Source organism: Pseudomonas sp. GD04158, assembly GCF_029834875.1.
GTDB classification, from domain to species: domain Bacteria; phylum Pseudomonadota; class Gammaproteobacteria; order Pseudomonadales; family Pseudomonadaceae; genus Aquipseudomonas; species Aquipseudomonas hydrolytica.
This window is the reverse complement of sequence record NZ_JAODYT010000091.1, coordinates 1-14,355: the sequence shown is the minus strand read 5'-3', so window position 1 is coordinate 14,355 and position 14,355 is coordinate 1. Positions and strand designations below refer to the sequence as shown.

Here is a 14,355-nt window from a genome sequence, read left to right as displayed (position 1 = left end):
CGGCTCAGGCGTCGCAACGGCCGCGGCCCGCGCCTGGGGTGCCGGGGCCTGTCGCTGCGCCTTGGGCTGCACCTGTACCACCGGCCCGGCCTTGTCGCGTCGGCGCGCGGCCCAGAGCATGGCGCCGAGCAACAACAGCAACAACGCCGCGCCCCCGGCCAGCAACAGGGAGAATCCGCTACGCTCGGCGGCCGCGGGCTGCGAAACGGGTTCGGTGACGACAGCAGGCGGTTGCGCAGGCGCTGCGGCGGCGCTGCTCTGCTGCGTCAGCTCGGCCAGTTGCGCGTCCTTCTGCACCAGTTGCTCCTGCAGTTGCTGCAGTTGCAGTTGCAGTTGCGCCAGGCCCTGCTGCAGCTGCAGGTTCTCGGCGGCCTGGTTGGCCAGCTCCAGATCGACCTGGCGCTGTCTCTCGAGCAACTGCTGCAGGCTTTCCGTCTGCTCTGGAGCCGACTCCTGCGCCGCCAGCGGTGCATTTGCAGGCTCGACCACCGGCTCCGCCGCGGCAGGGGCTTGGGCGGCAACCGGGGCTGCTGCGCTCGCACGGGCGGCATCGGGCAGCAACAGCTGTGCGCCGGCCTGCAGGCGGCTGGGATCGCCTCCTGCGAAGGCGCTCGGATTGAGGGCGAGGATGCCCTCCATCAGCGCCTGCTGCGACAGCGTACTGCCCTGCTCGCGGAGTCGAGCCGCAATCGACCACAGGCTGTCGCCACGAACCACCTGATGGCGATGCCCTTGCGCGGCGCTGGGGGCAGCGACGCTTCTGATCGGGGCAGCAGCCGGCGCTGCAGCACTGCTTGACTGCGAGGGCGCCGCTGCGTTGGAGGCCGCCACGGCGGTGTAGGCAGACGAGCCCGGCGGATCGAGCAGCACGGTGTACTCGCGCAGCAGCTGACCACCCGGGCGCGCCACTTCGACGATGAAATTCAGATAGGGCTCACGTACCGGACGACTGGAAACCACCCGGATCACGCTGCGCGTGCCGCGCAGCAACGGCGTGAAACGCAAGTCATTAAGAAAATAGAAGCGCTCGACACCCGAGCGACTGAAGACATCGGCTGGAGCCAGCCCCACGCGCAGATCCTGCGCGCCGAGATCGCCAACCTCAAGCAACTCGATTTCGGCTTCGAAAGGCTGATTCAACGCCGAATGCAGGGTGATCTCACCCAACCCGAGCGCCGGCGCCATGCCCGAATAGAGCGCAGAACCCGACGCCAAACCCAACATCAACTGACGCACCCGAGCCATGTGACCTCCAGGGTTTTCCAGGCTCGAACGCCGCCTCCTCAACTTCCTGTATGAGCATCCCATGGCCGGGAGGCTGGCGCCCTGAACAAAGGGCCGAGCGCGGTGACGAAGTCCCTGTCGGGGCCGGCTCGTATTGCATTATGGCTACTAATTCACAAAGTAGCGGACTGGTCGCTAGTTTGCCGATGAAGTCATAATGCCATCAAGGCTTGACAGTCAAAATTTGGACGAAAAAAGACGAACGACCGAGAACCGGCCGAAAAATTGACATCACTACGGTGAAGTTACTTCAGCAGATTGCCCAGCACCCGGGCGTGTACCTGCTGGCAGCGCCGCAGATCTTCCTCGTCGATGCCGGCGAACACCTCCTGACGCAGCTGGGTGGAGATCGCCTCGATCTTCTCGATCAGCGGCTGCGCTTTGGGCTGTAGGGCGATCTTCTTGGCCCGGCGGTCCTCAGGCACGGCGACGCGCGTCACCAGCCCCTGAGTCTCGAGACTGTCGAGCAACCGCGCCAGGGTAGGCCCTTCGACCCCCACGCTCTGCGCCAATTCGCGCTGGGTCGGCATCTCGGTGAATCGCGCCAGGTGCAGCAGCACCAGCCAGCGCGCCTGGGACAGGCCGAGGCCGACCAGGCGCCGGTCGAGTTCGGAGCGCCAGGCACGGGAAAGTTGGGCGACTTGCATGGCGAAGCGGTGTTGATCGGGGTAAGACATGGGCAAGCGGACTCATACAAAGGTCAAAAACTAATTATTAGGTAGCTAGCCATAACCCTTTGCATAGAGCAAGCCCAGATTGTGGCCGAGCGTTTCAGGATGCGACCAAGACGCCCCGATACGTCCCGCTCACGAACGCGCTGGCGTCAGGCCGCCACCTGGTTGCGCCCGAACGCCTTGGCCTCGTACAGGGCGCGGTCCGCCTGCTCGTAGATCTGGCTCAACTCGCCCTCGGTGCCGGGGCTGAGGCAGGCGACGCCGATGGACATGGTCAGCACCGCCGCGCTGTCGGAACTCTGGTGCGGAATCCCGGCCGCCTCCAGTGCCTGACGCAACGCCTCGGCGCGCTGCCTGGCCTCGTCGGGACCGATATCGAACAACAACAGGGCAAACTCCTCGCCGCCCAGGCGCACCCCCATGTCCAGCGGGCGCCGGGCGGCCTGCTCGATCAGCGCCCCCACCCGCTGCAGCGCGGTGTCACCGGCCTGATGGCCATAGTGATCGTTGTAAGCCTTGAAGTGGTCGATGTCGCAGAGCAGCAGGGCCAGCGACTGCCCATCGCGCTGCGCCTGGCGCCACAGACGCTCGAACTGGCGGTTGAAGCTGCGCCGGTTGTGCAGGCCGGTGAGGCTGTCGCGGTCGGCCAGCAGGCGCATCAGCCGGCTGATGAGAAAGTACTCGCGCGACTTGTATTCGAGCAGGTAGCAGCCCACTGCCCCGATCAGGTTGCCGAACAACAGGAACAGCACATTGTTGATCAACCGCGGTAGCGGCAGGCCGGCAAGCCACTCGGCGCCGATGTAGGCCAGCAGTACCGCCAGGGCACAGCCGAGCGCCTCGCTCAGGCGCAGGCCGACGAGGAAATAGGCGGCCATGCTCACCAGCAGCAGCCCCTCGTACGGATAGCTGGGGTCGGCGTCATGGGCGATGCCGACGATCACCGCAGCCCCAATGCCCAGGGCGAGGATGCAGGCCATGCTCAGCGGCAAGAGCAGGCGGATGTGCCGGCGCTGCAGGATCAGGCCGCCACAGCCCACCAGAATGACCAGCACCAGCACACGCACGGCCAGAATCCACCCCAGATGGGGCGGCTGCACCAGCATCAGGTCCAGTGCGGCGAGGGCCAGCCAGATGACCATCGCCGTGCTGAGCGCGATGCGCTTGAGCTCGAAGCTCTCGTCCAGCAAATGGGTGCGGTATTCGCGCTCCAGTACACGGGAGAAGCGCAACCAGCGGAACCCCAGGCTGAGCTGGTCGGCATAGGGGCTGGGGCGAACGTCATCTAGCCAGGCGTGATAAGTGCGCACCGTTACCTCGTTCAGTGGCGGCCTGCCCCACACCTTAGCTGCGTCATCGCCGTGCCGCCAGCACCATTCCGGCACGCCGACTCACAGCTCGAACTCGGCCTGCAGCGCCGCGCGCACGCAGTAGAGCACCGCTTCGTCGACGCGGCCGGCGAATAGCGGAGCGATCTCTCCTACCGCAGGCAGCTCGCCCTCGCCGTCGAGAAAGCTCTCCTGAATCTCGCCCAGCAGGTCTTCCGGTAGGTCCAGCGCCTGTTCCAGGCTCAGCTGCTGCGCGGAAATCGCCTCGGCCAGCAGGCTGTAGACGTTCTTTTCGGAGCAGTTCAGCTGACCGGCGATCTGCGCCGGGGTCATGCCGGCGCGCGCCAGGCTGACCAGTTCGTGGCGCAGATCGGCCACCGGAGCCGGCGCCTCGTCAGCGGCGCTGCCGTTGAGCACCTCCAGGAAGGCCTGGCCGTAACGTTCCAGCTTGCGCGCGCCGACGCCGCTGACCTCGGCCATCTCGCTCAGCGAACCGGGCTGGCTGCGCAGCATTTCCAGCAGCGTGGCATCGGGGAAGATCACGTAAGGCGGCACGCTGTGCTCCTCGGCCAGCTTGCGCCGCAGGCTGCGCAGCGCTTCCCACATGTCCCGCTCGTGGCCGCGCACCAGCTGACTGGCGGCGCTGCTGGAGGCCTTGGCTGCCTGCGCGGGCTTGGGTTCGCGGCGCAGCTGCAGACCGACCTCGCCGCGCAGCAGCGGCCGGCAGGTCTCGCTCAGGCGCAGACCGCCGAAGCCGTCCAGGTCGACGTCGGCCAGGCCGCGAGCGACCAGCTGGCGGAACAGGGTGCGCCACTCGACCTCGGAAAAACCCTTGCCGATACCGAACACGGCCAGGTGCTGGTGCCCGGCGGCGCGGATCTTCTCGTTGTCGCGACCGAGCAGGATGTCCACCAGATGGCCGACGCCATAGCGCTGGCCACTGCGGTAGATGGCCGACAGCGCCTGACGCGCCGGCTCGGTGGCGTCCCAGGTCTCGACGCCATCGATGCAGTTGTCGCAATGCCCGCAGGGCTGCGGCAGTTCCTCGTCGAAATAGGCCAGCAGCGCCTGGCGACGGCAGCGGGTTTCCTCGCACAGGGCGAGCATGGCGTCGAGCTTGTGCTGTTCGATGCGCTTGTGGCGCTCGTCGCCCTCGGAGTTGGCCAGCATCTGCTTGAGGAAAATTACGTCCTGCAGGCCGTACGCCATCCAGGCATCGGCGGGCAAACCGTCACGCCCGGCGCGGCCGGTTTCCTGGTAGTAGGCCTCCAGCGACTTGGGCAGATCCAGGTGGCAGACGAAGCGCACGTTGGGCTTGTCGATGCCCATGCCGAAGGCGATGGTCGCCACCATGATCAGCCCTTCCTCGTTGAGAAAGCGCTTCTGGTGATAGGCGCGCAGCTCGTTGGGCAGGCCGGCGTGATACGGCAGCGCCGGGAAGCCCTGGCTGCTGAGAAAGTCGGCGACCTCCTCGACCTTCTTGCGCGACAGGCAGTAGACGATGCCCGCATCGCCCTTGCGCGCGGCGAGAAAGCCGAGCAGCTGCTTGCGCGGCTGATCCTTGGGCTGGATGCGGTAGAAGATGTTGGGCCGGTCGAAGCTCGACAGGAAGCGCTCGGCGTTGTCCAGGTGCAGGCGCTGGACGATCTCCTCGCGGGTGCGCTTGTCCGCCGTGGCGGTCAGGGCAAGGCGCGGCACCTGCGGGAACAGCTCGGCAAGCTGACCGAGCTGCAGATACTCGGGGCGGAAATCGTGCCCCCACTGCGACACGCAGTGCGCCTCGTCGATGGCGAACAGGGCGATGTCCAGGCCCTGCAGGAAACTCAGCATGCGCGGCTGCACCAGGCGCTCGGGAGCCAGGTAGAGCATCTTGATCTGCCCACGGCGAATGCGCTCGGCGATCTCGCGCTGCTCATCCGCGCTCAGGGTGGAATTCAGCGCCACCGCCGCCACCCCCAGTTCCTCGAGCGTCGCCACCTGATCGTCCATCAGCGCGATCAGGGGTGAAACCACCACCGCCAGCCCCTCGCGCATCAATGCCGGGACCTGATAGCACAGCGACTTGCCACCACCGGTGGGCATCAGTACCAGGGCATCGCCGCCCGCGGCCACGCGCTCGATGATCGCGGCCTGGTTGCCGCGAAAGGCGTCATAGCCGAAAACGTCTTTGAGAATGCGCAGGGCGTGGTCGAGCATGAAGGCCTCCGAATCGAGCCGCGCATTATGCCGCACGATGGCGCTCAACAGGCACCTGCCCGTCCGAAGCCGCAGTTTTAACGCCGCCCGGCCCTGCCGCTATGGCCGCTGGGGCGCCTGTGGACTAGAATCCAGCCTCGTTTACTCCTTCAAGGTAGCCCCACGATGTCCTTCGCCGAGCAATTGTCACGCCTGCAAGCCTTCCTCGATGCCGACGAGCTGCACGAAGAGGCATTGGACTACGTGGCCGCCCACGGCTACCTCACCGCCCTGGCGATCTGCCCGGACCAGGTACCCGAGCGCGAATGGATCGACGCCCTGTTCGCCGAGCCGCCGCACTACCGCAGCGAAGCCGAGCGCGAGGAGATCGAGAACACCCTGGTCCACCTCAAGGCGCACATTGCCCGCCAGCTGGCCGGTGAAGAGGAACCCGAACTGCCCTGCGAGCTGGACCTGGGCGAGGATCCGGACGACTCCGATCTGCGCGGCTGGTGCATCGGCTTCATGGAAGGCGTGTTCCTGCGTGAAGCCGTGTGGTTCGAGGACGCCGAGGACGAGGTCAGCGAGCTGCTGCTGCCGATCATGGTCGGCTCCGGCCTGTTCGACGAGCAGCCCGAGTTCGCCGAGATCGCCCGTGACCGCGATCTGGTCGACAGCATGATCGATCAGATTCCCGAGTTGCTCACCGCCCTCTTCCTGCTGTGCCAGGCACCGGAAGAGAAGCCTGCGCTGCTCAAGCCCCGCCAGCACTGATCGTACGCGGCAGGGTCTGGCGCCCTGCCGCTGCCCTCACGATCCGCCCATGCCGCGCGAAATCCAAGAAAGCCGTCACCGCAGCGTTCGCTATCTGCTGCTGGCCATCGGCTGGCTGAGCGTAGCGCTGGGGGTGATCGGCATCTTCCTTCCGGTACTGCCTACCACGCCTTTCCTGCTCCTGGCCGCGGCCTGCTTCGTGCGCAGTTCGCGGCGTTTCTACATCTGGCTGGTCACCCATCCCAGGCTGGGGCCGTGGATTCGCGACTATCTGGAGGGCCAGGGCATTCCGCTCAAGGGCAAGGTCTACGCCCTGGTGCTGATGTGGGCCAGCATCAGCTTCTCCTGCTATCTGGTGCCCCTGGTCTGGGCGCGGGTATTCATGCTCAGCAGCGCCGTGCTGGTCAGCCTGTACATCCTCAAGCAGAAGACCCTGCCCAATTCCTGAATTCGCTGCGTAAGCCGGGTCCAGACCCCCAGTGGTATTCCCCCGGATGGCATCCGGGCTGCGGTTTGATCACTTCATCGACAACCTTTTGACACCGCTTTCGGGCGCTGGCGAAGCGGCCGGCAAAAAGCCGACACCTCGCCTAGACTCTGCCAATCGAGCCTGGAGACGACGACCCCATGCGACGGCTGCGCGTTCAGGGATGGCGGTTGCGGCTGCTGATCCTGTGGATCGGCGGCGGGCTGCTGGCCGCGCTGGCAGCAGCCGATTGGGACTTCGCCCTGATCGTGAAGAACGCGGAAAACCGTTACGGCAACCTCGGGCCGGCACGCAAGCGCATTCTCGACTGGCAAGACCTGATCAAGAGCAGCGCCAGCCTGAGCGAGGCGGACAAGCTCAACGAGGTCAATCGCTTCTTCAACCGTACCATCCGCTTCGTCGACGACATTCAGCTCTGGCGCGAGAACGACTACTGGGCCACCCCCGTGGAAATGCTGGTCAAGGGCGCCGGCGATTGCGAGGACTACTCCATCGCCAAGTACTTCACCCTGCGTCGCCTCGGCATTCCCAGCGAGAAGCTGCGCATCACCTACGTCAAGGCACTCAACTACAACCAGGCACACATGGTGCTGACCTACTACGCCAGCCCCACCGCCGAGCCACTGGTGCTGGACAACCTGATCAACGACATTCGCCCTGCCTCGCAACGCAAGGACCTGCTGCCGGTGTACGCCTTCAATGCCGAAGGGCTCTACCTGGCGGGTTCCAACACGCGCAAGAGCGATACCAAGAAGCTCTCCCGCTGGCAGGACATCCTGAAAAAAATGCGTGCGGAGGGCTTCGCCATTGGCGAAGGCTAAAAGGCCGATGAAAAACGTGAGCGAGGCAGGCAAGACAATACCGATGGCGGCCCCGCAAAAACAGCCGAAAAACGGTCGGAGTCGCGCTCGACTTTACGAGCTGTAAATGAGCATTTTGAGGCCGTTTTTAACGCGGTATTGCCAACGCAGGTAGTTTTTCAACGGCCTGCTAGGAGGAAAGATCCATGTCCCTACTAAAGCAACTGTTTCTCGCCATCTGCCTGTTTCTGGTGGTGGCCTTCACCGGCAGTTTCATCGCCGGGGTGGAGAGCTCGCGTGAACAGTTGATCAGCCAGTTGCGCTCGCATGCCCAGGACGCCGCCACGGCGCTGGGGCTGTCGATGACGCCGCACGTGGACGACCCGGCGATGATCGAGCTGATGGTCAGCTCGATCTTCGACAGTGGCTACTTCGCCAGCATCCGCGTGGTGCGCATTCCCGACGACAGCGTGATCGTCGAGCGCGCCACCGAGATCAGGCCCGAGAACGTGCCCGGCTGGTTCGTCGACCTGGTCGATCTGCAGCCCCAGGGTGGCGATGCGCTGATCATGCGCGGCTGGGAACAAGCCGCCAGGGTCGAGGTGCTCAGCCATCCGCAGTTCGCCCTGGCCAAGCTGTGGGACAGCGCCCTCGGCAGCCTGTTCTGGCTGCTGCTGTGCGGTCTGGTCAGCGCCGTGCTCGGTGGCTGGCTGCTGCGCACCCAGCTGCGCCCACTGGACAACATGGTGCAGCAGGCGCAGGCCATCAGCCGCCGCGAGTTCCTCACCCTGCCCCGCGTGCCCCGCACGCCGGAGCTCAAGCGCGTGGTGCTGGCGATGAATCAGATGGTCGACAAACTCAAGACCCTGTTCGCCGAAGAAGCCTCGCGCAGCGAGAAGCTGCGCGAGGAGGCTTATCAGGACAGCCTCACCGGCCTGGCCAACCGCCGCCAGTTCGACATCCGCCTGAGCAACCAGCTGGTGGTCAGCGAGCAGCATCCCGACGGCTACCTGCTGCTGCTGCGCCTCAACGACCTCGGCGGCCTCAACCAGCGTCTCGGCGGCCAGCGCACCGATGCACTGATCGCCGCACTGGGCGATGCGCTCAAGCGTTTGCTGGAGAGCCCGGGCCGCAGCGAGTGGCTCGCCTCGCGCAACCGCGGCGGCGAATTCACCCTGCTCGCGCCGGGCCTCAATCGCGACGACGCCGAGCGGCTGGCCAGCGAACTCAGCGACATGCTGGACAATCTGCGCCAGACCGGTGCCAGCGACTGCAATCCGGTGGCGCATATCGGTATCGCTGCGTTTCGCCCCGGCGAGGACGCCGGCGCCGTGCTCGGTCGCGCCGATCAGGCCCTGGCCCAGGCGCAGAGCAATGCGGACAGGTGCTGGGAGCGCCTCGACGACTTCACCGCCCAGAACAACCAGGGCCTGCACGACTGGCGCAGCTGGATCGATGACGCGCTCAACCAGGGCAAGCTGCAGCTGTACTTCCAGCCGGTGGCCGAATGCGCCAACCGCGATCGCCTGCTGCAGCACAAGGTGCTGGCACGCCTGCTCGACCCGCAGGGCGAAGCCATCGCCGCCGGGCGCTTCCTGCCCTGGATCGAGCGTCTGGGATGGGCAGCGCGTTTCGACCTGGCGATGCTCGAGCACAGCCTCACCCATCTGGCCCAGCATCCGCAGCCACTGGCGCTGAGCCTGTCAGCTGCCACCCTGCGCGACGAACGAAGCATGGCACGCCTGCTGGAGATGCTGCGCAACCATCCGGAAGCCGCACACTTGATGACATTGGAGGTGGACGAGCGCCACCTGCCGCCGCCCGCGGAGCTCGAAGCGCTGAGCCAGAACGTGCGCGAAGCCGGTTACAGCCTCGGCCTGCAGCACTTTGGGGGACGCTTCAGCCTGATCGGCAACCTGACCCATCTCGGTCTAGCCTACCTGAAGATCGACGGTACCTACATTCGCGCCATCGACCAGGAGAGCGACAAGCGGCTGTTCATCGAGGCGATCTTCCGTGCGACCAACAGCATCGATCTGCCGCTGATCGCCGAGATGGTGGAAACCGAAGGGGAACTCGAGGTGTTGACGGAGTTGGGCATACACGGCGCCATGGGCCGTCTGATCGGCGCACCGGCGCCTTGGCAGCAGGAGGCGTAGTCAGCCATCTGAACGACGAAGCAGCGCCTCCCGGTGCATCCGGGCTGGCGCCTGGTCACACCAGGTTGTGCTCGTCGTCGCCAAGCAAACCGCTGAGGCCCTCGATCTCGGCACGAGCGATGGCTCGCTGATCGAGCTTCTGCCGCGCGGCTTCGGGCAGGTCGGTGTAACGGATCACGCCGCGCTCGACCAGCACGCTGACCACGTCTTCCAGTACGCGAACCAGCTCCAGGTCGGACTGCTTGAGGCTGTCCAGACGCGCCTTGACCTCTTCCTTGGCGGTCAGCCAGGTGTGCAGCTCCTCGCTCTCGACTGCCAGATTCTCCGTCATTCCCTCGAAGGGCTCGTATTCGACCCGCAGCAACCGCCCCGCGGCGTCGCGCTGTACATAGACCATCGGTGCCTCCAGCAAACGCCCATGAAAAAGCCCACCGCCCCGAACGGGCAGCGGGCTTACTCTAGTTGAGAGCCGGCTCGGTGAAAACTCCAACGCGCACATCCCTGTGCGCAGCTATCGTCTCAAGCCACCAGTTGCTGGTTATCCAACATGCCCTGGATGATGTCGGCGGCATTGCCCATGCCGCCACCAAGCAGGGTGTTCTCCAGCGTAATGGTCTGATCGATGGTGGAGGCGTCAGCCACGTTGCCGGAGCTGGAAACGCTGATCACTGTATTGGTGGCCGTGAAGCTGAAGCTCAGATAGTCATCCAGCACGTTGGCGTTGCCGGAGTCGCTCACGCCCACCAGCAGATCGGACAGATCCAGCTTGTCGCCCAGGCCGAAGTCCTTCACCACATCGTGGTAGTTGCCGCCACGGTCGCCAGCATTCCAGACGAAGGTGTCCTTGCCGCTGCCGCCGAACAGCACGTCGTTGCCGGCACCGCCGATCAGGATGTCATCGCCACCCTGGCCGAACAGCCAGTCGTTGCCGGCACCACCTTCGAGCACATCGTTACCACCGACGCCCGGCACCGAGGCGCCCAGCTTCTCGGCGTTCAGGCGGATGAAGTCCATGATCTGCGTCTGGGTCGGAGTCGCGCCCAGCGTGGTGGTCAGATGATCGACCAGCACCTGGTAACCCGGCGCCTTGCTGGCGTCTATCCACAGGGTGTTGAGCGAGTCGCCGAACAGGTAATCGTCGCCGACACCCGCCACCAGATGATCGTCGCCCAGGCTGGCGTAACCACCATCGGTGGAGCTGCCGGGATCGAGCACCGCGAAGAGCTGGCTCGGCGTGGTGACGATCTGCGGCTCGCCTACCGCACCATTGACGGTGTTGCCACCGCCGAAGGACAGCGACCCTTGACCCGTCACATCGGTGTTGTCAAAGAAGCGCAGGACATTGCTGTTGACGCCCGTTCCGATGCCGATGGCGTGCACCTCGGCACGCTCCATCAGTTTCGTGGCGTCATCCAGAGCCCGGTTGACGTCATTGAAGTTCACCGTGCTGCCGCTGTTGCTGTTGTCGCCGTTGAAGGTGGTCGGGTCACCATCGGTCAGGAAGTAGGCCAGGTTGTTGTAGCCGTTGACTTCCACCCCGCCGAACCAGGCATTGGCCTGCTGCATCGCTGCTTCGTAGTTGGTGGCTCCCGACGCGGTCAGTGCCATCAGCACGTTGTTCGGCGCCGCCAGGGCCGTCTGGATCTGCGCCAGGGTTCCGCTGAGCAACAGGCTGGCGCTGGACGAGAAGGAGATCAGCGCGATGTTGATCTGCCCGGTATGGGTGCCCAGCTTGCCGATGAAGGCATTGACCGCATCCTTGAGCAACGCCAGCCGGCTGCCATAGCCTCCCGAACCATCCGGATCGTCCGCCATGCTGCCGGAGCGGTCGAGGATCAGCGCGATGTTGTAGTTCTCCGCCGGCTTGACCACCGGATCGGCCGCGCCGCCCAGGTCACCGACCAGCACGTCGTTGCCGAAGGTCCCTTCGATAGCCCCCTTGCCATCATCGAACTGGCTCGGAACGTGGTGGAGCACGTTGGAGCCCTGTTCGTCATCGGCATTGCTGCCGACTACCAGCACCGAGCGGTCACCGCGGATGCAGATGTCCAGGTTGGCCGAGGCACGGTCACCGTCGCCGTCGCTCACCACGTAGGTGAAGCTCTGCGTCAGCTGCCCGCTGGGGCCGAAGCTCAGGCCGCTTTTCGCGGCAAAGTCGAACTGCCCGGCGTTGTCGCCATCCAGATGGATCTTCAGCGTCCCGGTCGCGGTGTTGAGGGTCAGCTCGGCCGTCATGGCATTGAAGCTCCAGGTGACCGAGCCGACACCACTGACCAGGATGCCATCGCCGGCATCGTTCAGGCTGAAGGTCTGACCATCGACGCTGACCGACTCGATACGTCCGAGGCCATCGGCGCCCAGGCTGTCATTGGCCAGCACGTCGCCGGAGACGCTACCGCCCAGGTCGGCCAGATCCAGCAAGGTCGCGGACAGGCTGGCAGGCGTGCTGTTGATCACCGAACCATCGCTGGCGATCTGCCCCATGAAGCTGCCCGTGAAGCTGATGCCCACGGAGTGCGCCGTGAAGCTGTTGGTGGCACTGTCGCCATCGCCATCGACGTTGCCGATGAAGTTCGTCCAGTTGTTGGCGATCCAGGTGGTCAGCGTCGCGCCCTGCGCCCCGACGGTGGGTTCTCCATCGGAGATGAAGTACAGCTTGTGCTGCTGCGCAGGATCGGCGCCCGGTGCGCTGATGTCGCTGATGACCTGCGCTTTGGCTACGCTCAGGGCCTGCTCGTAGTTGGTGAAACCACTGGCGGTAAGGCCGTTGACCGCCGTGAGCAATGCCGTGTAACCCGCATCACCCACCGAGCTGAAGGTGAAGTCACCGATTTCCGCAGCGCCCGAGTTGAAGGTGATCAGGTTGACGTGCACCGGAGCAGAGAGGCCGGCATAGCCCTGGGCGAGGTTGATGACCGCCTGTTTGAGCGCTGTCAGCTTGTCACCGGCCATGCTCAGCGAGATGTCCAGCACCAGAGTGAGGTTCACCAGCGGCGGTGCGGACTGCACGATGCAGTCGGGCTTGTCGTTGGCCGTGATGGGCACGTCGTCCTCGATGAGGATCTTAAACTCGCCCAGCAACGTGGCGCCACTGCTCGGCTGCAACATGCCGGTCAGATCCAGGGTGAGCATTTCCTCATCGTTGCCGTCACCCTGCGGATGATCCACCGGGCCCTGCAAGTGGAAGGTGAAGCTGCCGTTGGGATTGAGGGTCACGGTAAAGATCGAAGCCCCCCCGGCCGTGGCCAGCAGCTGATTACCGTCGACCTCGTAGACCAACGGCTTACCACCTGAGGTGAGATTCGGCAGGCTGCTGGTGTCATCGCTCCAGCTCACCGAAGGCGACTCCCCGAAAAGCAGACTGGCAATGCTGCCGGCAGCCTGGGTACCCACACCGTCATAGTCGCTGTTGCCACCCGCCAGTTCGTCCTCGTCGACCTGGAAGATCACCGGAGTGGCGTCGACGAAGCAGACATCGAGCACGGTATGCAGCGGGTCGCCATCGCCATCGGTCATGCTCAGCTTGAACTGCAGTTGCAGATCCGGCGGCAGGAACTGGCGCTCGACTTCCAGGGTGAGGATACGGTAATCGCCGTTGGCCGCACCGAAGCGCAGCTCGTTGAACCCGCCGGCCAGATCGGCCGCACTGTAGCCGGCATCGAACTGGGCGTGACTGAGCAGATTGAAGGTGGTGACCTCGTTCTCGCCCGTGCCGACCGGCGGCGAGTAAGTGCCTTGAGCCAGCAGGTTGCCGTCGGCATCGTAGGCTTTCCAGGTCAGCTTGTCGGCGTTGTTCAGGTTCTGCGCGCGGAACTTGTCGATCAGCAACGTGGCGTTATAGACCTCCTCGCTGAACTTCAGGGTGACGACATCGGAGCCCTTGATCAGGTTGTTGTTGACCCCCAGCCCCTGGTTGGACGGGTTGACGTTGTCCGGGTCGTTGTTGGCATTACCATCGGCACCGGAAATCGTCAGGCTGAAACCGTCCGCTCCGGTCAGGGTGAACGACGGGGTCGGGCCACCGGCGCTGATCTGCCGGAAGTCGTACTCGACCGTAGTCACCGGCCGTGCGTTGACCAGTTCGAAGGTATAGCTGCCGTCTGCCTTGACCGTAAGAATGAAGAACACGTCACCGCTGGAGGTGGTAGCCGTCAGCGTCGAGCCGCCATCGTTTCCGGGCTGCACGGTGTAAATTAGCCCACTGCCCTCCGGCGGCTGACTGCCTGACAGATCGAAGGCGCCGAAACCATCGGAGCCGAAATCGACCTGCAGCTGGCCACTGACGATCAGACCCGATATCTCGGCAGCCTGCAGGCACTCCGGTTCGCTGAGCAGTACGGGACCGTCGTCGTCGAAGCTGAACATCGAGCTATTGGCGTTGGCCAGGGAAATATCGGCCGACGCCCGCACCTCGTCACCGTCGCCATCGACACGCACCACCTCGTAGCGCAGACCCAGGCTGTTCTGCCCGGTCAGCAGCAGGTCCACCGACTCGTCGAAAGTGCTGTTATCGTCATGACGGATCGCCTCGTACAGCGTGGTCTGCAGTTGCGGCTGGCCATTGACCTGCACCAGCTCGATGCGCAGAACCGGGTCGCCGCCATTGGCATCGCGGCCCACTACGGCGCCTCCTTCCAGATACAGGGTGATCGCCCCGCCTGCGGTGGAGAACAG

The 14,355-nt window shown here is 64.7% G+C and carries 9 protein-coding genes and 1 pseudogene; 4 read left to right on the top strand and 6 right to left on the bottom strand.

The features are described 5' to 3' along the window. The 4 genes and pseudogenes from N7333_RS21710 to recQ all read right to left on the bottom strand — a co-directional run. Window positions 1-1,245: pseudogene (locus N7333_RS21710) on the bottom strand (LysM peptidoglycan-binding domain-containing protein); the annotation flags it as partial. Window positions 1,246-1,529: 284 nt separating this feature from the next. Next, window positions 1,530-1,961: a MarR family transcriptional regulator gene (locus N7333_RS21705; protein ID WP_003243479.1), complete on the bottom strand. Its 432-nt coding sequence runs from the start codon at window positions 1,959-1,961 to the stop codon at window positions 1,530-1,532. A 146-nt stretch (window positions 1,962-2,107) separates the two neighbouring features. Beyond that, complete coding sequence (locus tag N7333_RS21700; RefSeq protein WP_003243477.1) at window positions 2,108-3,268, bottom strand: GGDEF domain-containing protein; 1,161 nt, start codon at window positions 3,266-3,268, stop codon at window positions 2,108-2,110. Between the two features lie 81 nt (window positions 3,269-3,349). Beyond that, window positions 3,350-5,482, bottom strand: coding sequence for a DNA helicase RecQ (gene recQ, locus N7333_RS21695; RefSeq protein ID WP_003243475.1), 2,133 nt, complete (start codon window positions 5,480-5,482; stop codon window positions 3,350-3,352). A gap of 165 nt (window positions 5,483-5,647) precedes the next feature. Between recQ and N7333_RS21690 the strand changes: the two genes are divergently transcribed. The 4 genes from N7333_RS21690 (at window position 5,648) to lapD (ending at window position 9,681) form a co-directional block, all read left to right on the top strand. Next, entirely contained in the window at window positions 5,648-6,235 is a 588-nt protein-coding gene (locus N7333_RS21690; RefSeq protein WP_003243474.1) for a YecA family protein, read from the top strand. Between the two features lie 49 nt (window positions 6,236-6,284). Beyond that, window positions 6,285-6,683: a YbaN family protein gene (locus N7333_RS21685; protein ID WP_279859372.1), complete on the top strand. Its 399-nt coding sequence runs from the start codon at window positions 6,285-6,287 to the stop codon at window positions 6,681-6,683. A 179-nt stretch (window positions 6,684-6,862) separates the two neighbouring features. Next, the gene (gene lapG / locus N7333_RS21680; RefSeq protein WP_003243472.1) at window positions 6,863-7,543 is read left to right on the top strand and encodes a cysteine protease LapG; all 681 of its coding nucleotides are present in this window, start codon (window positions 6,863-6,865) and stop codon (window positions 7,541-7,543) included. A 185-nt stretch (window positions 7,544-7,728) separates the two neighbouring features. After that, window positions 7,729-9,681: a cyclic di-GMP receptor LapD gene (gene lapD / locus N7333_RS21675; protein ID WP_279859371.1), complete on the top strand. Its 1,953-nt coding sequence runs from the start codon at window positions 7,729-7,731 to the stop codon at window positions 9,679-9,681. A gap of 55 nt (window positions 9,682-9,736) precedes the next feature. Here lapD and N7333_RS21670 read toward each other — a convergent pair whose 3' ends face one another. Together N7333_RS21670 and N7333_RS21665 are read right to left on the bottom strand one after the other, a co-directional pair. Then, window positions 9,737-10,078, bottom strand: coding sequence for a hypothetical protein (locus tag N7333_RS21670; RefSeq protein WP_003243469.1), 342 nt, complete (start codon window positions 10,076-10,078; stop codon window positions 9,737-9,739). 122 nt (window positions 10,079-10,200) lie between these two features. After that, the coding region (locus N7333_RS21665; protein WP_279859370.1) for a VWA domain-containing protein at window positions 10,201-14,355 on the bottom strand (4,155 nt) is incomplete at its 5' end.